Consider the following 20635-nt stretch of genomic DNA (forward strand, 5'->3'; position numbering starts at 1 on the left):
CTCGTACGCCACGGTTCTGACCGATCTCATGTCCCTCACTCCTGCATCCCGCTCGCCCGGCACCGCGATCGCTCCCCGGGTGCTTCGAGGCACGGGGGTGGCGGTACCGCCGGCGCAACCGGAAGCGCCGGTGGACGGGAGCAGCCCACCCGGTTTCCGCGTGTTGTCCCTGTTCAGCCGGGGGCGATTTCACCGGCTCGAGCTCGATGTCGGCTCGGCGAGCGGTCGGTTTGACGAGTCGCAACGGTGCAGCCCAAAGCCACGTCGTTGCGGCCGGTGAAACCGACCGTGCCGGCCTGCGGCCGCATCAGCGCTGGTTCGCGTACCACGCGACCTGGTCCAGGTACCAGCGCTCGGCGCTGACGCGGTACGTGGTCGCCTCGTTCCAGCGGTACCCGTCCCAGACGTACACGTGGCTACCGTTCCAGCGCTCTTCCCCGTAGTGGCCCTGGCGGTCGTCTTTCGTGTACCAGCCGCGGGGTGCGCCCCAGCGGTCGTCCTGTGCCTCGTGGTGGGCGCTCTGGTATCCGTCCGCGCGGTCGCCGCTGGTGGCGAAGGCGGTGATCGCGGACTGCGTGTGCTCCCCGGGCGCCGAGGTCGTCGCCGCTGACGCCGTGCCGCTGACTCCGAGAAGGGCTCCGCCTGCCAGCGCCGTAGAAGCGACAGCGGTCGAGACGCGCTTGATCCACTTATTCATGGTCATCTCCTTGTGATGTGGCCGCGATTCCGTTCACCGGGCGGCCGTCCTGTCCGTGATCCGGGGAATCCGGATCGGCCGGGTGCCGAACTGTGAGGATCATCCGGAGGGGGCCCTCATGTTCGACGTTGCTCAGCGTACTCGAGGGGGCCCTCACGTTTGCGGTGAGGCTCATCACAGCACGTCGGAGGGGTCGACTGGCACGAGTGGCGCGACGGCGGCCGAGGCGGCGGGCGCGGGGGCTGACCGACCATCTGCGCGCCATGGCCAACCACGCCCGGGCGGTGGCGGTGCTGCTGGCCCGGAAGTCCGGCGCAGGGGGCGACAGCAGATCGTGTCCGGCGGGCAGGCGCCGCCTGCCCGGGCACCTTCGCCTTACGGAAGGGGACCACGAGGTTCCGCGTGGAGCGCTCTCCTCGTGCACGTCGTTCGCGGTCTTGCGACCGACATCTCCCACAGAGACGCGCCGCTGACCTCATGGGGCAGGTACTCGTCACCTGATACAGCTCCCTGCGATGTGCCGGGTTGGTGTCGGTGGGTGGGTGGCAGTGACGGTTTGTCAGGTTGGGGTGTTGTCGCTGGTGGTGGGTTGAGAGGGGGCGTGGTCACTGTCGTGGGGCGGTGTGTGCGGCGGGTATGGCTGTCATGGGGCGGTACACCTTGCTCCGCTCCACTGTCTTGGGAACGGCACTTCTGATCCTCCCGAGGGCTGCGCGGCTGCACCGTGGTCGGTGTCGGTGTCGGTGTCGGTGTCGGTGTCGGTGTCGGTGTCGGTGTCGGTGTCGGTGTTGGCGTCGGTGTCTGCGGCGGAGGGGTTTTCGGTGGGGGAGCTGGGCGCGTGGGGTGAGGTCGCTGCGGGGTTGAGGGTCTCCAGGCCGGTGTTGGTCGCGCGGTTGCTGGAGCTGGATGCGGCGGGGGCGTTGACGACGGCGCATGTGCGCGGGCGCCCAGGTGGGCGGGGTGAATGTGCGCACGGTGTGGCGTTGGCTGGATGCGGCGCGGGCGGAGGGCCGCTTGGAGCGCAGGCCGCGGGCCCGGCTGGAGTTGTCCGACCGGATGTGGGCGGTGCTGGCCCAGGCGAATGGGAACGTGTCGGCTCTGCACCGGCATCTGAAGGAGGCCGGGGGCGAGGTGCCCTCACTGGCCTCGTTACACCGGGCGGTGCGCCGGGATGTGGAGGCCGGCAGGGTCTTGCCGGACCGCACGGTGGCGCGGCGGGAACGGGATGAGCAGCAGACGTGGCAGGCCCTGGCTGACCTCGCCCTGTCCGGGCGGGGTGGGAAGCGCGCGGCGAAGGCGTCTGCGCAGCCGGGTCCCGGGCCGGAGGCGACCAGCGGCCTGCCGGTGGGGGAGAGCGGCACGGCGGCGGGTGTGGCGTTGCCGGCGGGCGCGCGGCTGGTGCGGACGTCATCGGTGCGGGCGGTGGCCGAGGCGGTCGGTCAGGCGATGGCGGTTCAGGGCGCGGTGTGTGTGTTCGGTGATGCGGGCCGGGGCAAGACCGCGGCGGTGCGGATGGCGCTTGGTGAAGTGCTTCCGGGCTGGAAGGTGACCTGGGTGCCGGTACCGGTGCGTCCGTCGGTGGCCGGCATGCGGCGGGCGGTGTTCGACGCTCTGGCGCTGCCGGGCCGTTTCCCGCACACGTCGGCGCGGGCCGATGCGGCGGCCGCGGAAGCTCTGGGTGAGGCGCGGGTGCTGGTGGTCGATGAGGCGCAGCGCCTTCCTGTGCCGTGTCTGGAGTACCTGCAGAGCCTGTGGGACCACCCCGGCACGCAGGTCACGCTGGTTTTGTGCGGGGCGGGCAGCGAGCGGACGCTGGCCCGGCTTCCGCAGCTGGCGTCCCGGGTGGTGGCGTGGCAGGAGGTTGCCCGCCTGGCCGGAGCGGAAGTCGCTACGGCGGTGACCGGCTTTCATCCGCTGTGGCGCACCGTCCCGGCGGCGGATCTGGCGTGGATCGACCGCTCGTGCGCGCACGGCACGTTCCGCACGTGGGCCGCATTGACCGCGCATCTGCAGAACGCGCTGCTCACCACCGCTGACACGTTTGTCGACCGGGCCCTGCTGCGGCGACTGTTCAAGCGGGTCGCGCCGCCCCTGTGAACGGAGCGCTCTGCAACGGCACAACAGGACGTCCCACCGCGCGAGGGGAGCAGGGTATGGAGGACGAAGGCACCGTCCGCGCAGACGGCGGACTGCCTGCGGCGTCCAGGAAGGCACTGCGCGGTCCTGCGGTGCGGCGGCTGCTCGCCCTGCGGGAAGGGAAGGGCCTGACGGCCGGTCATGTCCAGGTGGCTGCAGACGCGCTGGGGGTATCAGAGCGCACGGTGTGGCGGTGGCTGGCCGCAGCCGGCCGCGATGAAGCTGCAGCCGACGAACCGGGGGCCCGGGCCCAGACCAGTACCCGGTTCACGGTCACGCCCGAAGTCCGTGGCCTGTTGGCGCTGTGGAAGGGCAACGTGCGGGCGGTCCATCGCGAGCTGGTTCTCCGTGCTGCCCGGCAGTCTCCTCCTGGCGACGCACCGTCGCTGACGACGCTGCACCGGGCGATCCGGCGTGATCTGACGCCGGGAGAGCGGGCGGGGCTCGCGCGAGGGGAGCGGGCGGCGCGCAAACATGATGTGTTCCTGGCCCGGCCGCGGGGCTGGCGCAACCAGGTGTGGGAGACCGACCACATGCAGGCGCCGGTGCTGGTCGACGTCGACGGCAGGGCCTGCAGGCCGTGGATCACGTGGTTCACCGACTGCGCGACGAACGCGATCACCGGGGTCGCGGTGACGCCGGGGGATCCGTCGCGGGAGTCGGTGCTGGCCGCGCTGCGCTCCGCGGTCCTGCGTGAGGACCCCTATGGCCCGTTCGGCGGCGTGCCCGAGAAGGTACGGGTGGACCGGGGCAAGGACTTCCTGTCCCGGACGGTGACGGCCGCGTTCGATCTCCTGGACGTGACGGTGGAGGACCTGCCCGCCTACACCCCTCACCTCAAGGGCACCGTAGAGGGCCTCAACCGGGCGGTGGAGAGCATGTTCCTCGCCGCGCTGCCCGGCTACGTGCGCCAGCCGCGCCCCGGCAAACGGGCCTCCCGCCCGAAGGGCGAAGTGCTGCTCAGCTTCGAGGACTTCACCACCCGGCTGCTGGACTGGATCCTCTGGTGGAACACCGAGCACCGCCCCGCGCCGTTGCGGGGCAAGACCCCGCTTGAGGCGTGGCAGGACGATCCCACCCCGCTGCGGGACGTGCCCGCGGCCGATCTGTGGACGTTCACCCTGCAGGACGCCGGTACCCGCACGCTGACCACCCGCGGCATCCGTTTCAAAAGACGCGACTATGTGGGGCCGTGGATGACCGGCCAGGCCGGGATCCAGGTCCGGGTCCGCTTCATGCCCCACCACGATCACCGCATCGAGGTCTACCACGCCGCCACCGGCCGCTACCTGGGTCCCGCAGACCTGGCCGACCAGGCCACCGGCGAACAGATCAGCGCCGTACGGCGGGCGCGGGCCGCCCGCTCCCGCCGCCTGAAGAAGGACCTTCAGGCCGTCCAGCGCGAGCGCTACGCCGCCGTGAACCAGCCCGCCGCACCCCAGCGCCTCGGCGCGCTGACCACCGCGCAGGCCGAGGCCGAACTCGCCCAGAGCACCGACACCGACCTCGCGCAGCTCGCGCTGCCGGACCTCATCCCGCCCGCCGCGCCCCCGGCCGACTGGCGCACCCCTGCTTCCCTGGCCGCGCTGACCACGCCAGGCCCGCACCCACCCGTCCCGCACCCGTCCGGCCGTGATGGCGCTTCCACCCCGGACGGCCCGAACGGCCCGGGCGGGCGGCCCGCACCTCCCACCACCGACGAAGACGGAGACGCCTCGTGACCACGGCCAGCTACCAGTACGTCGACCTGCCCGACGCATCCGTGGTCACCACCCGCGCCCTGCTCACCGCCCGGGACAACATCACCGACACCGTCGACGCCCGCGCCATGATGTGCATCCACGGCGGCGCCGGCTTCGGCAAGACCCTCGCCGTCAACACCTGCCTGCGCGAACTCGAGCACGAGGACGTCCGCAAGATCACCTTCCGGGCCCGTCCCACCGCCCGCGCCGTGCGCTACGAGCTGTTCACCGCACTCGACCTGGCCGGCGAACCACCGCGCCACCCCAGCGAGTTCGACCGCCTGCTGAAGACCGCCCTGGCCGAACGCCCCCGCACCTTTCTCGTGGACGAGGCCCAATGGCTCAACGGGGAGGCGTTCGAATACTTCCGCTACCTGTGGGACGAACCCTCCACCCAACTCGCGATCATCTTCGTCGGCGGGGAAGGCTGCCACACCGTGCTGCGCCGCGAACCGATGCTCTCCTCCCGCGTCTTCATCTGGCAGCACTTCACCCGCCTCACCCCCGGCGAGGTCCTCGAGGCCATCCCCCTGTTCCACCCGATCTGGGCCGACACCGACCCCGACGACATCACCTTCGCCGACCAGCACGCCGCACACGGCAACTTCCGCGCCTGGGCCCAGCTGACCGCCCACACCCGAACCGCACTCGCCCGCACCGGCCGTCCCCGAGCGGACCGCGAACTACTGCGCTGGGCCTTCAGCCGCCTCGCATGACCGCCTCGCAACCCTCTTCCCCACCCGCCCCTCCACCCCGAGCCTGCGCCACGGGCTGTTCCACCCGCTGGGGCTGCCGGGCCGTCCGCCGGCGCACCCGATCGAGTCCGACCCCATACTCCGCACGGCCCTCGACGAGTCCTGGAGGCAATGCCTTGCACCCCATGTTCAACCACAACGCCCCGGACCGGATCACCGCCTGCGGCCAGGGAACCGCCCACGGAAACTTCCGCGTCCGGGCAAAGAGCGGCCACCCCGGCACCGGCGAGAACCTGCTGCGCTGGGCCTGCAGCAAACTCCGCACCCGCCGGAGTGCCTGACCGTGCTCACCTGCCCCCACCCACCGCCCCCGGTGGTGGTTTTCGACCCCGGCGACGACGTCGTCCACACCCGCGCCGCCCTGGCCATGCACCATCCGGCAGCCGGCCGCGCCACTGTCCACCCCACCCCCAGCACCGATTCCACGCTCGCCCTCGCCCACAACATCCTCGACGCCCTCGGCAAGACCACCCCCGTCACGGCTACCGCGCCACCGAACCCACCCCAGCCTGGACCCTCGCGGCGGCTTGGCTTCTGGCGCTCCCGGTCACCCGCCTGACCGTCCTGCGCGCCCACCTCCTGTCCGCCCGAGCTCTGCATGACCTGCTCGCCCTGCGCGTCCGTACCGGCCTACGCCTCTACCTGGTCTGCCACCAGCCCCAGCCTTCCGCCGTCCTTGAACAGGCCCTGACACGCACCGGCTACGACATGGCCGACGCGGACGCCGTCCTGAGCCCGGACGGCCAGAACCCACCGCACGCGCCGCGGCCACGACAGGCCGCTGCGTACACCTCAGAGTGGATCAGCCTGCCAGCCCTGACCACGCTGACCTCGTACGAATCCAGCCCCCCCCTGCGCGTGCACCCCACCCACCGCCGCTCAGCGCGGCTTGCGCCCTCTGGTACTGCCTCTCCATATCGCCACCCAGGTCGCACACCGCCTGAACCGCACCGCCCACCCCCACCTTGCCGCTCACCTTGCAGCAGCCATCGCCACGGCCGCCTCCACGAGCCAGCTGGACACCGTGCGCGTCCTAGACCTCGCCCTCGACGGCACGACCCTCACCCTCCACGACCGCCACAACGTACGCCAAGGGTGCACCACCCACCCCGTGCCCACCTGGGCCCAACCCCTCCTACGCGCAGCGGCATTCACCCACCTCCTCGCCACCGCGGAACGCAGCAGCCACCTGTTCACCGACCCGCTCGGCGCCCGCGGCCTCCCCTCCTTGAGAGACTTCGCCGAGCACCTCAAAATCCGTCCGCTCCAACCCCACCCCCGCGGAGAAAGCCCCGCAGAGGACAACAGCCGACAGCCACGATCTGACCCATGAGCGGCTCTCACCACGCCTGGCGCTGGACCGCGGAGGAAGATATGCAGGTCTGCCCCATCGGGCTATCGAACGCAGTACGTCCCGCATATTTCGTTGCTGATACCTCTTTCAGAGCGCTCACCCGCACGGTCCCTTGCGGTACCAAGAACTGAAGGTAGACGTTCCTACCGCAGACGCCGTTGTGGCCTGCGGAAATAGAGCTATGCCCGAAGAATGCGATGCGGGGTGGGCGGTGCTCTTTTTGCTGCGAGCTTCGCTCTGCCCATTGTCAGTGGCACGTGGGAGTCTTTGAGTACGTCACTGGCACAACGAGCGGAGAGTGCTGAGGTGCATGCCATGACTGTGCGTGTTCGCCATGTCGGTCCTCCCACGCCGTCGGGGTGTCGGTGGTGCGGGGAGGAGCAGAGCCGGCACGGGCGGCGCTGGGTGTCGTCCGTGGGCGTGCATTCGTGGGAGGAGCCCACGCGTGAGCAGCGTCTGAGCCGGATGAGGGCACGCCGCTCACTGCGCCGTGGTCAGCCCTCGGGCCAGTAGGCCAGTCCCGCCTCCTGGGCGACCTTGATGGCGTCCTCGAAGGATTTCACCAAAGAGCGTGGGACATCGGAGGCCGTACGCAACCGGCGCGTCAGCTCGACGACCATGTCCTCCTTGCTGTTAGGAGCGCTGTCGGAGCGCTCGCGCAGCATGGTGTGGAGGGACTTGCTGAACTTCCCCTCCAGACGCAGCTCTGCGACGTCCTGGGCGGTCCATTGCTGAGTGTCGTTGCGGGGCCAGACGGCGTTCGCTGTGTCCGCCCACTGGTCGTCGCTGAAGACGTCCTCGAGCTCGTTGGGATCTCCGAGGAAGAGGCAGTCGGCTTCGGTGAATCCCTGCTTGTTCAGGCGGTCCATGTTGAACTGCTTCTGCTTGTCGCGCATCGTGTCGGCGTCGACGAGGAACACGACGGTGCGCCGGTGCTTCTTGAGGAACTTGGCGAAGCTCAGCGCCCCGTCGTTGCCCTTGCAGTCCCACAGGGCGATGCCTGCGGACTGCAGGGGGTATCCGAACGCCAGCTTGAAAAGGATGGGCAGGGCTGCGTACTCCGTGGGGCCCTCTACGCCGACGAAGCACCGTTCGTGGAGCAGGACACTGTTGCGAAAACCCAGAGAGAGGGCCATGTTCGACATGAACCGGCGAGTGTCTTCGTCGTCGTCCTCAGCGCCGAGTGACTGCACGTAGGCACGTCCGTCCCGGCTGTTGAGGTGCACGATGTCCTGGATGTCGACACCGTCGATCAGATTCAGTGAATGGGTTGCGACGATCACGGTGGACTGCGCGGCCGACGCCGACACCTTGATCATCTGCATGATGCGGCGCTGGTGGTCGTAGTCCAGGTGGGTGTCCGGTTCGTCATAGGTGATGATCACGCCGGGACCGTCGCCGGGTTCCTCCGACAGCAGCTCCTGGCTGGCCTCCCACAATGCCAGGGAGACACGGCGTGACCGGCCAGAGCCCGCTGCCGTCAACGACACGGCCCGCTGGCCCGGAGCTGCGGCGGTCAACGACAGGCTGTTGACGGTCGGACGGAACTGGACGCCGGGGTCCACGGTGAAGGCATCGAACGCGCAGCGCTCCTCGACCAGTTTCTGGAGCCGGACGACATCGTCTTTGAGGAGGCTGGCGAACTCTTCCTCAAGGTCGGTGATCTTTTTCCGGGTCTCTTCGCGCAGGGTGTACTCACGCAGCTTCGCCGTCAGGATGCTGCGCACGACTGCCTCGGGAGACTCGGCGGCATCTCCCTTGAAGTACAGCAACTGGGGGAGTGCCGCGGCGACCGTCTCAGGTGCTACGACCCAGTCAGAGACCTTTTCGGTGCCAGCGGCGTGCTCTTCGAGCACCTCAACCCAGCTCGCTTTTACGTTCGGCTGGTCCTTGGACAGCTTGAGGCCAAGCTCGCTCGCGAGCTCCCGCAACTCGGTGACCTTCAACGCGGGGATGTTGCGCAGGGCCGGATTCTGTGGCACTTCCGCCTGCCACTCCAAGCAGCTGCCTTCGCCCTCCACGTGACGGCGACGCACCCGGAGGAATGGCCCAGCGCCGAGCGTCCTCTCCTCGGCCGTGGAAAGAGCAAACCTGCCCTCGACCGTGACCGTGCGCCGTTCCTCGTCCTGGTCCGACGGCAGCGCAGCACGGACCGGCTCACTCTGCGCGAAATCGGAGATGTCGGTGTCGAGAACGCTGCGTTCGCCGAGCAAGACCGCAATCGCGTCCAGTGTCGCTGTCTTCCCGCAGTCGTTGTGCCCGGTCAAGATCGTCTGCTTATGGACGGGAATGCTGTTGACGCGGCCCAATGAGCGGAAGTTGCTGACGCTGAGTTCGACGAGTCGCACGGTGCTCCCTTGCAGTACGGCACGAGCGCGTGTGGTGGGCAGCCAGCAACGCGTCGGTACAACGCCCCCATTTACAACGAGATGGAACTCTAGCGCCTGCCGAGGCGTGGGAGAGGGGCATCACCCGAAGGTGCGGCTGGTGCCTTTGGTCTGTGTGTAGCACTCGGACAGCCGCCGAGGAGTAACAGCCCATCCGGGGCCGCCGGGCCATCGAAGAGATCTTTCGGCGTGGAAACCACAGCGTGATACTGAGGGCCGTTTCGGTGAGCTGCGTGTACGCCCAGGTCCGGGGGCACGGACGGTGGGCAGGTCGGTGCGTTCGTGATCGGGTTCGTTGAGTGTTGCTATGGGCTGGTTGTGGTGTTGGTGGGGTGGTTGAGCCAGTACAAGGCGGTGTCCAAGTCGCGTGGGGTCCAGCTGCGGACCGGGTCCGGGGGCGTCGGCCAGGAGTTGGTCGATTACTTCTATGTAGCGGCTGTAGCGGCCGGGTGCGTGGTTGAGGGTGATGCCGAGGGTTCGCAGTCCGCGGTGGGCTCGGCGGTCGTAGATGGCCATACGGTCTGGTGCGGCTGCTGTGAGGACGGCGGAGGCGAGGGCGTCGCCGGTGCGGAATCCCGGTAGTGAGGCCAGGGCCGCTCGGCCGGCTCGTGCTGCAGTGCTGCGGCTGAGCGTGGTGTCCCTGGCGGCGGTCGTGGCTGCGGCGGTTGTGCGGCGCACGTTGGAGTCTGCGAGCGCCATGAACTTGGCAGCCCAGCGTGTATCGGCCCTGAGTCGTTTCCACATCAGGAGTGCTCCGATGTCAGCTTTGCCGATGTCTCCGCTGAAACGTGCGCGTTGGGCCACTTCTTGCAGGATCTCGTCGTAATGCGGGCTGATGGTGTCGGTGTAGGCCTGGCGGGCAGCGGCGAGACGCTGCCATTGCTCAGGGCCCAGCGTGAATGGGATACCTGTCATGGCCGCTGCTTTGTCCTGTCGGGGGTCTGGGGTGCGTGTGTTGGTCAGCTGGTGGCTGGGGTGTTGCCGCCGCGGTGTTCGCGGAGTGCTTGGAGGATGTGTTCGCGGTGTTCGTCGAGTGCTTGAGCAGGGTCTGCTGCAGGGGCGTCGAGGAGGGTGCCGAGGCGGCTGTACAGCGCTTCGAGGCCGATGAGCGCTTCGAGGCTCTGCAGGGTGTCGTTGTCGATGAGAGGGAAGGGCGCCCGGTCGGGTGGGAGGAGCATGGCGAGAAGATCGAGCGGGGTCCATGTCTCGTCGAACTGCTGGTTGATCCAGGCCCGGGTGGCTTCGGACGCGGTATGGCGCCATGCCCATAGGAGAGTGATCTCCAGTTCGGTGAGGTCGTCGACAGGGCGGCTCGCGGCAGGGGCGATGTGCCGTGCGATCTCGCGGCTGATCCGTGAGCGGGCATCGCCTATCCAATCGGACCCGGCCGCTGCCTGAGTGTGGTCCGGGGCGTCGGAGTCGTTCCGGCTGGTGACGCGTTGGAAGGTGCGAGCAGCCAGGACGGCTCCGTCAGGGGTTTCGGCCATGATCTTGAGGATGGCCGGCCGGTCGGTTTCGGCAAGGTCGGTCAAGAGATCTTTTGCCAGGTAGTCCATGGCACGGCCTGCTGTGAACAGCCCAAGTACCCCTTGCGGGGTGGCGGTGAGGTGGCCGTACTGGTGAGCTGCGGATTTGAGCAGTGCGGTAACCGGTAGGGGAGAGCCGGCGGCGCGCTTGTACTGGATACGGCGGGTGATGCGCTGGGTGTCGTCACGCAGACGCAAGAGGAGTTCGTCTGCTTCCGCGCCGGGGTTGTCATCGGCTAGTTGCTGCAGGGCGGTGTCGAAGGTGTGCTCAGGCAGGTCGTCGTCGGGGATGCCGAAGACCATGTAGCGGTCGAAGTAGTCGATGCTGCCTATGCCACGTCGTAGCGCGATGGCCTGCGTGTTGGCGCCGTAGCCGAGCGCCTGGCGAAGTGGTGCGAACAGCATGCCCATCAGGCCGATCACACCCTCCAGGTGCTGTTCGGCGACGCCCGCGTCCCGCAGCCTGGTGCGCCAGCGGTCGAGGCGCTGCTCTGGACGCTCGTCGCGGCGCGAGGGCAGGTCGACGCTGGTGCCGGTGAGTTCGGCTCGGTGCTGCCACAGCAACTGGTAGGCGTGGGGTTCGCTGGTCCGCAGGAAGGTGACGAGCAGGAAGTCGGCGATGTCGACGTTGCCGGTGAGCTGGCCGAGGGTGGCGTCCGCCTGGCCGAAGAACCGCTTGATGGCGCGCGGCGTGCGCAGCCGGGCCTGCAGATACCGGTAGTAGGCCTCGGAAAGCCGTTGCTGCTCACCGGGCGCCAGAGTCAGGTTGTGCGAGGCGAGGACTGCGGCGAGGGAGCGGTCGACCAGAGCATCTGCGTCGCGCTCACGGAACGCGGGAAGGTCCAGCCGGACCTGGATAATCTTTTCCAGGAAGTCGCGTGCACGGGGCTCGCTGTTGCCGACCAGCTCACTGCGCTGCAGGACGTCCAGCAAGGTCCGTTCGTCGAAGCTGATCAGGTAGTACACGTTGGGTAGGTGACCTACCAGGCGTACCAGCTTGAAGACGACGAGGAGCTCTTCTGGAGTGAGGCGGTCCAGATCGTCCATGACGACGAGCACCGGGTGGCCCGCCTTGCGCAGGGCTTCTTCGGCCCTGCGTTTGGCAGAGGAAGCACTCGTGTCCCCGCTGATGCGGTTGCTGACCTCCTGGATCAACTCCTCCGAGTCCAGGCCAAAGAGAGCCGTGACCTTCCCCAGGGGACTGATGGCCTTTCCGAATCCGCCGATCTTCTCCCGTGCATCTGACCATCGCCCGTCATTTGGGAGGGCTTCGCGGATTTCGCTGAACAGCGCCAGCGTCAACGACTCCAGATCGGAGTACAGCCATGGGTTGAGTTCCGCGACCAGCCAGCCCTCAGCGTTGGCTGAGTCCTGTAGGCGACGTGTCACCTTGCCAAGAATGCTGGACTTTCCTGAGCCCCAGGGGCCAATCAGTGCGAGGACGCCGGTTTCGGTCTGGGCTCGTACCCGGTCCAGCAGGCTGATCACATGTTGGGCGTACGGCCCGTGACCAAGGAGGTCGGGCCATTCCTCGTGGTCGAGGAAGGGTTCGTCGTTGAAGAAGCGCGAGTCGGCCATCTGCCCATTGTCGGAACAAGACGGGAGCTGGGTAAGAGAGTTGGCGGTGTTCAGGCTGTTATGAGTCCGGGTGTGGAGGATGGGCTTGGGTGCCAGGCGCGCAGTGGGCCTTGTCGGGACGAAGTGTGGATCGGTCCGGATCTGTTGGTTCCTGCCCGTCGTTCCCTCGCCGTCTCTTGGCGACCTCAATGTGCTGCCGGGCACGGTCAGGTGCCCTTCCCGGGCATGGAACTGGCGGGTGGCGGCGAGGTTCGCCTCCCACTGGGTGTCCCGCGACCGGCGTACGCCCGCCACCAGCGCCTCGCCCTCGCCCACGGGCTCGACCCCGACCTCCTCAAGAAGCCGCTCTGCGCGGGCATCAGCCGCTCCCGTCCGGCCCGCTGCCCGGCCGCCCATACACTCAGGTCTTCGCCCTGGACGATGAGCTGCGCTCATCCACCGCAGGACGTGCCGGTCGACCGCGGCTAGGACGCCGACATCCAGACGCGGCGAATCCGTTCGCTGGGCCCGAACTCCAGCCCGTGAGCGTCTGGCGCACGGAGGCCACCGCCAGGACAGCAAGGATCGGGTTCGACCCGAACGCATCCGGCCGCGTGGTGGCGCTCGCGAAATCGACGATCCACCGCCCCACTTGCCCATAGGTTGTTTCGGAGACCGAGCACGGGCTACGACTGGAGCTCCGCGATCTTGTCGTGGGCCTCGGCTGCCTGGTCGGCTAGGCCGAGCTCTTCGAACATGCTCTCCGCGCGTACGAAGTAGGTGACTCCTTGATCCTTCTCGCCTGCAGCGGTGAGTGCTTCGCCAATGCTGAACAACGCCGCAGCTCGGAGTTCGGCGGCGTTGGCTCGTTCGCACGCCACCTCCGCTGGCAGCAGATATGCAAGCTGTTCTTGGGGAGTGAGGCCCTCTAGTTCAGCGCAGGTCATCAGAGTGGCTGCCTCGACAAGGGGGTTCCTCACAGCACGGCTCGCTGTGAGGGCCCGTTGGCAAGCGGCCTGTGCCTGCTCGCTCTCTCCCTTTGCCTGCAGGGCGAAAGCGGCTGTGCACAGGGCGGTTGCCTCGTTGGTGCTGTCACCGAGTCGATGGAAGAGGGAGGCCGCCTCTTCCGCCGCCGCGCACGCCTCGTCGTAGTCCTCGAGATCCTGATACGCAAGGGAGAGATTGTTCAGAGCAGCGGCTTGTTCACGAAGATCACCTTCGGCCCGCTGAATCGTGACCGCCTTCTGGTGGGCCCGCAGCGCTTCTGCAGGCTGCCCGGATTCCCGACGGGCCAAGCCGATCCCGTTGAGTACCTTGCCTCGCTCGTTGTCGTTGCCCAGTGAAGTGAACAGATCCAGCGCCCGCTCGAAAGCGCGGAAAGCCTCCTCATAGCGCGAGGCTCCGCTCAGTGCGATACCCAGGTTGTTCCACGCCCCGGCTTCAGCAGCGAGTGCTCCCGAATGGTGAGCGATGCGGCACGCGGTCGTCGTGACGGAGATCAGGTCGTCGTAGTACCCGCGCCAGGTGAGGTAGTCGTAAAGAACCACCGGAAGATTGACAGCAATGTCATGGTGCCCGGCGTCTGCCGCAGAGGCCACAGCCCCCGTCAGGTTGGCCCGCTCGCCGTCCAGCCAGGCGAGCGCCTCCTCCTGACCGGTGAAATCGCCTGGAGCAGGCGGTAGTACCTGCACGCCGAGGTGCGCACACGCAGAGACGGTGGTCGCCGCATAGTGCTCCAGCAGCCGACGGTGCTGGCGGGCCTGTTCCGCTGCAGCCTCCTGACCGGCTCCTTCGGCCGTGGTCTGCTGGGGCAGGTTCGAGACGCTGCGTGCGAGTTCGACGGCATAGTCCCGCACCAGGTCGTGCATCGACCAGCGCTGGTTGACGCCGTCGAGCAGGTGCGCCTGCACGAGACCGCGCAGCACGGCGCGTACCGCCGGCAGCGGGCGGTTGGCGAGGACCGCCGCAGCGTCGAGCCCGATGTCGGGGCCGGGGTTGAGTGCCAGCAGGCGGAAGAGCGTGGCATGTTCTGGGGGTAGCCGGCGGTAGGAAAGGTCGAAGGACGCGTATACAGTACGGTCGCCGTCGTCCAGGAAGCTGAGCCTGGACTGGGCCGTCGCCAGTTCCGCGGCGAGCTCGGCGACAGTCTGGCCGGGTTCCAGGATCAATAGCGCGGCGCTGATGTGCAGCGCCAGCGGCAGGTGCCCGCACAGGCTCGCCAGCTCCTGGAGGGCCGTGCTGGCCTCGATGACGCGCCGGTCGGTGGGGTCGGCCGTCAGCAGCGCATGGCGAAGCAGCGCCACCGCCGCTTCAGGATCGAGTACACCAAGGTCGAGGAGCCGCGCGTTCAGTGTCGCCAGCGTGTGCCGGGACGTCACAAGGAGCCGGTGTGCGCCGTCGCCGGGGAGCAGGAGACGAACCTGGTCAGCGCTTGAGGCGTTGTCGGCCACGATCAGCAGGCGCCGCCCCTGGCCGGCCAGAGCGGCCAGCCCAGATCTGTACAGTGCGGCACGCTCCTCGACCGCTTCCGGGATGGCGTCATAGGCGACACCGAGGGCACGCAGGAAGGCCTCCAGAGCCTGACCAACGTGAACTGGGCTTTCGTCGTACCCATGCAAGTCGATGAAGAGACTGCCGTTGAAATAGCCGGCTTCAGTCGCGGCACGCCCGGCCGTGAGGGCAAGAGCCGTCTTGCCCACGCCCGCGAGACCCCCGATCGACGCCACCAGCACGGGGACAAGGGCATCCTGCCGGGCGACGGCAGCGGGGCCTCCAGGAAAGTCCGAATCTTGCGGATCCGATGCGAGAGGCCGCAGGGCTGACAGGACAAGTGCGACTTCCGCATCTCGTCCGCTCAGCATTGCGGGCGCAGCAGGAAGGGAAGCTAGCGCTGTGGGCAGCGGAGCCGGCGGGTGTACCACGACCGTCACCGGGCTTCGGTCGCCTGTCGTGACTACACCGACATTCCCCGCGGCCGCGACGGACCGGGTTCCTGAAGCGGCCACCCTGGCACCGTCCGGTGTCCGGGCACCGTGCTCAACGCCCGTGTCCTGTGGACCAGGTGCCTCGGACTTCCTTCCCCATCTGTTCATGCGTGCGCGTCGTCCCCGGTGATCGCCTCTCCGACTCCACCGGCGGCTGCGATGCCGCGCTCACCGCCGGCTTGCGCAGACCCCGAAGCACCCGCTGCCCCAGGCATCACAGGGCCGGTCGTGAGGCGGGAACGATCGCCGGTAACGGCCCGTCCGATGCTGCCGCCGACCGCGATCGACCGCGTTCCCGCCGCAGCCACAGCAGGCGTGCTCCCAGGGGCGGCTGGCGGGCGCAGGAAAACGTATCCGCTCAAGGCGGCAGCAGCCAGGCCACCAATCGATCCTGCCACGGTCGCAACCTGGGCAGATGTATCGAGATCGGCAACTGCTGCGACGATGGCCAGGCCCAACGCTGCCACGCCCAGCAGCACCACCAACAGCCACACCACAACCCGCGCTCGTCCTGTCACACCCGTATCATCGCAGGAGACACTGACAGCCCCTGCCTGACCGTGTCATCCCCCCATTTACAGACAGACCGTCGACGGCTCTGCCCGCAATTCCGTGAATTCCCAGGTCAGCAGAGTGAGCGAGGGAGCGCTTCGGCGGAGTACGCCCCAGCATGGCGAGTAAGACGGTCAGGGCTGTGCTGTTTCCCGGGATTGATGCGCGAGTGGACCGCGCCAGTGACTCCACCGCCGTCCTTGTGGTGGAGGCGGTGTCCATCGCTCGGCGCGGCCGGTGCCCGGACTGCCGGAAACAGGCGAGGCGCATACACAGCCCGTACCAACGCGCCCCGGACGAAAGGCCGTTGGCATTTCGCAGAATCATGGTCCGGCTGCGGGTTCGCCGGTACTTCTGTGACCGGAAGAGCTGTTCCCGCGAGACGTTCGCCGACCAGGTACCGGGCCTGTCCGAGCGGCACCGCCGGCGTCGAGCGGCTGCACAACTACGACGCCAACGACCGCATGTCCTCGGTGTACCTCAACGCCCCGTCCGACTGGACCGCCAAACTGTTCCCGGACGTCGAATACGGCGGGTCCTCCATCAACGTCACGACCACGAACCTCAGCGTTGGCCTCCTTCCCCTGCGCCCTGAACAAGCGCCCCCGCCTCGGCGACTTCAACGACAACAGCAGCTCTGTTCACCCGTTCCCCGCCTCCTGAGGACCAGCCGGGACGCGGGCGACTGACCACACGCACCCGAACAACGCAAAAAGGGGCCGGCGCGCCCAGTCTGCGCCAACGCGTGTGGCAAGAGCACCAGCCCCCCCGTCGACGGAGCCGTCCGGCAGCAGCCGTCGCCTGCGGTCGCCGACGCGGTCCGCGGACCGCGCGCGCTGGTCGTCATCTCCGTCGGCGCGAGGCCGACGCACTGATCCCGGGGACACCACCGGCCCTCATCTGCGCGAGTACACCGACGACGTCGAAGCCGTCCGGATTCTGCACTTCGTCACCGTGCTGCGCACCATGGCCGCCATCGTCAACATCGAGGTATGAAACCGTTCCGATGCGAGTCCCAACGCGCCAACTTGGCATCCAGTGAGGCCCGCGGGTTTATGGAGTTGTGGTGTCTGGCCCATTCGTCCGCCTCAGGGTGGACAGGTTGACCCGCTTCAGGACTGGCCGGAGCACTGCACGCTCTTGGTGGTGGTTCTGCCATTGTTTCTCAAGTTCTTTGTCCTCCAGTTCTATGTAGCTGACTCCGGCACCGGAGTCGGGCAATATCCGGAAGGCGTCTACGCCGCCGTTGGCGGCGATGAAATCTTCTGCCAGCTCAAGGAATGTCGGGGCTGCGTGGTCGATGTGCAGTTCGGTCGCGGACGGGATCGGCGTTCCTGTGACGGAGCAGACCAGTGACTGTCCGGAGCTGAGCGCCGCGTTCCGTGCGGTTGCTATCTGATCGGCGACCGCGTGCCGCAGGGCGGCGAGTACCTGGGTGCGCTGGCTGAACGGAGTCAGGCAGGCGTTCCACGAGAAGTCAGCGACTTCGCCGTCGAGCCGTACGAGGCCGATCCCGACACTCCTGCGGCCGTGGTCGGTGTGAGCGATGACGCGGAAGTGGGCCACGCCGGCACCGCGCTTGAGGTCGTATTCGGGGTGGCGTTCGAGGAGGTCGCGGCAGAAGGCATCGTCGTCGGGGTCGGCGACGTCACCGCCTATACCGTATCGCTGGACGATGCCGCGGCAGACCTCGCGGACGGCTTCCTTGGTGGGGTAGTGGGTCGCACCGATGGTGATGCCTCTGGGCACGGGTATCTCCGTTCGACGCAGGCAACCAGGAACGCATAGGGCTATGTCGAGGCCGAAGACACCGTACTTTCCGGTCACCTCTTCGAAAGTCCAAACCCCTGTTCCTAACATCCTGACAAGGTGTCAGTGCCTGCTGCCATGCTGCTCACCAGCCCAAAGCCGACCCGGCCCAGGCCGACCGGCAGACGGAGCGAACAGCAGACATGCAGAAAGGGACGACGCGTTGGCAGTGAAGGCGACCGAGGAACAAGCGGCAGCACGAGACAGCTTTGCCGCCGGCCACGACCTTGCCTTGGTGGCAGGTGCCGGTACGGGAAAGACCTCGACGCTGGTGATGATGGGTGCCGCAACCCGCCGCCGCGGCATGTACATCGCCTTCAACAGGCCCATCGCGCAGGAGGCCAAGGCCCGCTTCGGCAGCAACGTGCACTGCAGCACCTCCCACGGACTGGCCTACCGCGCGCTCGGAAGCCGCTTCAAAGCCCGCCTGGACGCCTCACAGCACATGCCCCTGTGGCGCACCGCCCAACTCCTCGGTATCGACCGTGACCTCTCCGTCGGCGGCCGCCGCCTCAAAGCGACGACGCTGGCCCACCTGGTGATGGAGATGGTCAAGCACTTCTGCTACTCCACCGAGGAACAGGTCGCAGCCCGCCACGTGGGCACCATCAACGGTCTCGACGACCACGGCCAGCAATATGTCGCGCGACTCCTGCTGCCCAAGGCCCGCTGGGCATGGGACGACATCTGCTCACCAAACGGCACACTGCCGTTCAAGCACGACCACTACCTCAAGATGTGGGCACTCACCCGCCCCCGGCTACGCGCCGACTACATCCTGCTGGACGAGGCACAGGACACCAACCCGGTCCTCGAAGAGATCTTCCTCGCACAGGACGTCCAGCGCGTCTGCGTCGGCGACCCCTCCCAGCAGATCTACGAATGGCGCCACGCCAAGGACATCATGAGCGGATTCCCTGGCATGAGGATGGAGCTCACCCAGTCCTTCCGCTTCGGACCGGCCATCGCCGAGGTGGCCAACCACTGGCTCCGCGCAGCCACCTCGACCATGCAGCTCACCGGCCACGCCACCGAACCCTCCACGTTGACCCAGGTAGAAGTCCCCGACGCGGTGCTGTGCCGAGGGAACGCCGACGCACTCGCCGAGGTACTGCGCTTCCTGGACCAGGGCGTGGCCGTCGCACTGGTCGGCGGCGGGAAACCCCTGCTGAACATTGCTAAGGCAGCCATCGACCTGCAGGCCGGCCGCCGCACCTCACACCACGACCTCGCGCTCTTCTCCTCCTGGGGCGAAGTACAGGAGTACGCCGAACAAGACTCCGCGGCAGCCGACCTCAAAGCCATCGTGGAACTCGTCGACACCTACGGCCCTCAGCAGATCATCCGCACTGTCCAGCGGATGAGCGACGAAGCACAAGCCCGCGTCGTCGTATCCACCGTGCACAAGGCCAAGGGCCGCGAATGGAGCCGCGTACGGATCGGAGCAGGCTTCACTCCACCCGACGACGACTCCCCCCCGCAACATGCACCCAGCCGCCGCCCGCCTTATCTACGTTGCCGTCACCCGAGCCCGCACTCAGCTCGACATCACCGGCATCAAACGGCTACAGACCCAGGCCACCGCTGCGACAGCAGACACCACACCTGATGGCATCGCACTGGCACGGCTACCGCTGACCGGACAGCTGAAGTACCCACGCTCCCCGATGTCCACCTTCCTGGCCCAGCACCTTCCCCATCCCGAACGCGTTATCGCCTCCTACCTTCAGCACATCCGCGGTCTACCGCACCCCGTCCAGCCACTGAACGAACGCCGGCCCGACTACGCCGCACTCGGCCACACCATCGACTACCGGCTGCGCCTGAGCCTTGGCTCCGACCCAGGGCCCGCAGCAACCGCCGGCGTCGAACTGATCGGCAGCGACCTGCCCATCGACGGAGCACCCGCCCCCGCAGTACGCGCCAACCTTCACACGATCGGAACCAGCATCCTGGGCCGCCTCCACGCCCACCTGGCAGACCCTTCCCGACGACTCGACGACGACGAACTGACCAGGCTGTGCTTCGTCACGGGATTCTTCGAAGGCATCTACCGAAACGGCACCTTCCCCCGTAAGCGCAACCTCCTCGCGCAGGTCGACGAGCACACCACCGTCACGAGTGTGATCAATGCCGTGCCGAGTTACGTCCTTGACGACATCGACGAACAGATGAAGCTCGCAGAAGAGCCCTTCGCCCCCCTGCGGGACCTGCCTGCCCCGCAGCGCGTATGCGGGCCGATCTTCACAGGAAGCGCCGACGTGAAAGCCGACGCCGACTTCATCACCGACGGGATTCTCATCGACTGCAAAGCCCTCACCCGGCCCCACCGCTTCGGACGGGACGAAGTACAGCAGCTCGCCGGCTACCTCCTCCTCGACTACGACGACCATTACGACATCCGCGAGGTAGCCATCTACCTCGCTCGCCAAGGCGCCCTGATCCGCTGGACGGTCCCGAAGTTCCTCACCATGCTCGGCGCCCGTACGCCACTCCCGCAGATGCGTGCGGCACTACGCGGGCACCTACGAGGCGGCCGCCCCGCGTAGCAGGCCTGGTTCTAGGGGACTGCATACGCCTTTGGGATGGGGATCACCGAGAATATGTTCGAGTCAACGGGCAGTGCTGGCGCCTGGGCGCCGGCCACGCCAGCCGCCTCCTTGCTGCCTTCTTCCGAGGGCGCAAGATCTCAAAAGACCTGGTCGTGCGGAGTCTCCTCAGCCGATACTGCCGTATGACAACGACGTTGAAGGACCTACTCATCAGCAGCAGGGACCATGGATGGGCCGCAGGCAAAGGCACCATTGAGCAGGTGAGATCGGACGCCGCAGCCCTTAAGTGGACCGAGGTGCCGACACGGCGAGGCGGTCCGCCCGTGAGCACCCTGCGGCCGGTCGACCCGAGTCAAGCCGCCCCTGCTTCTTTGAGCGCACAGTACGGCCGTGGAGCACAGCCGCTACATACAGATGGCGCTCACCTGCGGCATCCACCAGACGTCATCGTTCTTGCCTGCGCGACTCCCAGCAACACGCCAACGCATCTGATGGTCTGCGGGGGAGTGTCAGTTGGGCATCGTCATCTGAGTGTCAGTGGCGCAGGCTCAGTGACCTGGTGGTTGGTGCTGACGGGTGGTGCC

14 protein-coding genes are annotated in these 20635 nt (G+C 67.5%); 9 read left to right on the forward strand and 5 right to left on the reverse strand.

Going from position 1 to position 20635, the window contains the following annotated elements; all coding sequences use genetic code 11:
* Positions 1-307: 307 nt before the first annotated feature.
* Positions 308-697 carry a hypothetical protein gene (locus ACZ4N4_RS46010; RefSeq protein ID WP_467600816.1) on the reverse strand — a complete coding sequence of 130 codons (390 nt, stop codon included), beginning with the start codon at positions 695-697 and terminating at the stop codon, positions 308-310.
* Positions 698-1657: 960 nt separating this feature from the next.
* Here ACZ4N4_RS46010 and ACZ4N4_RS46015 point away from each other — a divergent pair.
* The 5 genes from ACZ4N4_RS46015 to ACZ4N4_RS46035 all read left to right on the forward strand — a co-directional run bounded on the left by ACZ4N4_RS46015 (position 1658) and on the right by ACZ4N4_RS46035 (position 5889).
* Entirely contained in the window at positions 1658-2794 is a 1137-nt protein-coding gene (locus ACZ4N4_RS46015; RefSeq protein ID WP_467600819.1) for an AAA family ATPase, read from the forward strand.
* A gap of 131 nt (positions 2795-2925) precedes the next feature.
* Positions 2926-4554: a Mu transposase C-terminal domain-containing protein gene (locus ACZ4N4_RS46020; RefSeq protein WP_467600854.1), complete on the forward strand. Its 1629-nt coding sequence runs from the start codon at positions 2926-2928 to the stop codon at positions 4552-4554.
* The gene (locus tag ACZ4N4_RS46025; RefSeq protein ID WP_467600822.1) at positions 4551-5291 is read left to right on the forward strand and encodes an AAA family ATPase; all 741 of its coding nucleotides are present in this window, start codon (positions 4551-4553) and stop codon (positions 5289-5291) included. The genes ACZ4N4_RS46020 and ACZ4N4_RS46025 overlap by 4 nt, the downstream gene beginning before the upstream one ends.
* A gap of 164 nt (positions 5292-5455) precedes the next feature.
* Positions 5456-5611 (forward strand): hypothetical protein, encoded by a 156-nt coding sequence (locus tag ACZ4N4_RS46030; protein ID WP_467600825.1) that lies wholly within the window; start codon positions 5456-5458, stop codon positions 5609-5611.
* A 2-nt stretch (positions 5612-5613) separates the two neighbouring features.
* Positions 5614-5889 (forward strand): hypothetical protein, encoded by a 276-nt coding sequence (locus ACZ4N4_RS46035; RefSeq protein WP_467600828.1) that lies wholly within the window; start codon positions 5614-5616, stop codon positions 5887-5889.
* Between the two features lie 1289 nt (positions 5890-7178).
* On the opposite strand, the gene ACZ4N4_RS46040 is transcribed toward ACZ4N4_RS46035, so the two are convergent.
* Together ACZ4N4_RS46040 and ACZ4N4_RS46045 are read right to left on the reverse strand one after the other, a co-directional pair.
* A complete protein-coding gene (locus tag ACZ4N4_RS46040; RefSeq protein ID WP_467600831.1) occupies positions 7179-9032 on the reverse strand; it encodes an ATP-dependent nuclease in 1854 nt (617 codons plus the stop codon).
* A gap of 998 nt (positions 9033-10030) precedes the next feature.
* Positions 10031-12175, reverse strand: a complete 2145-nt coding sequence (locus ACZ4N4_RS46045; protein ID WP_467600834.1) for a KAP family P-loop NTPase fold protein — start codon at positions 12173-12175, stop codon at positions 10031-10033.
* Between the two features lie 225 nt (positions 12176-12400).
* Between ACZ4N4_RS46045 and ACZ4N4_RS46050 the strand changes: the two genes are divergently transcribed.
* Entirely contained in the window at positions 12401-12643 is a 243-nt protein-coding gene (locus tag ACZ4N4_RS46050) for a hypothetical protein (protein ID WP_467600837.1), read from the forward strand.
* A gap of 197 nt (positions 12644-12840) precedes the next feature.
* Here ACZ4N4_RS46050 and ACZ4N4_RS46055 read toward each other — a convergent pair whose 3' ends face one another.
* Positions 12841-14886, reverse strand: coding sequence for a tetratricopeptide repeat protein (locus tag ACZ4N4_RS46055; protein ID WP_467600840.1), 2046 nt, complete (start codon positions 14884-14886; stop codon positions 12841-12843).
* 1551 nt (positions 14887-16437) lie between these two features.
* Here ACZ4N4_RS46055 and ACZ4N4_RS46060 point away from each other — a divergent pair.
* A complete protein-coding gene (locus ACZ4N4_RS46060) occupies positions 16438-16686 on the forward strand; it encodes a hypothetical protein (RefSeq protein WP_467600843.1) in 249 nt (82 codons plus the stop codon).
* Between the two features lie 57 nt (positions 16687-16743).
* Here ACZ4N4_RS46060 and ACZ4N4_RS46065 read toward each other — a convergent pair whose 3' ends face one another.
* Positions 16744-17517: a DCL family protein gene (locus ACZ4N4_RS46065; protein WP_467600845.1), complete on the reverse strand. Its 774-nt coding sequence runs from the start codon at positions 17515-17517 to the stop codon at positions 16744-16746.
* Here ACZ4N4_RS46065 and ACZ4N4_RS46070 point away from each other — a divergent pair.
* On the forward strand, positions 17483-19108 hold the full coding sequence (locus ACZ4N4_RS46070) for a UvrD-helicase domain-containing protein (protein ID WP_467600848.1): 1626 nt from the start codon (positions 17483-17485) through the stop codon (positions 19106-19108). The two genes, ACZ4N4_RS46065 and ACZ4N4_RS46070, sit on opposite strands and share 35 nt — an antisense overlap.
* 58 nt (positions 19109-19166) lie before the next feature.
* A complete protein-coding gene (locus tag ACZ4N4_RS46075; RefSeq protein WP_467600851.1) occupies positions 19167-20048 on the forward strand; it encodes a hypothetical protein in 882 nt (293 codons plus the stop codon).
* Positions 20049-20635: the final 587 nt, after the last annotated feature.

It is taken from the genome of Streptomyces sp. NPDC026538 (assembly GCF_055567535.1).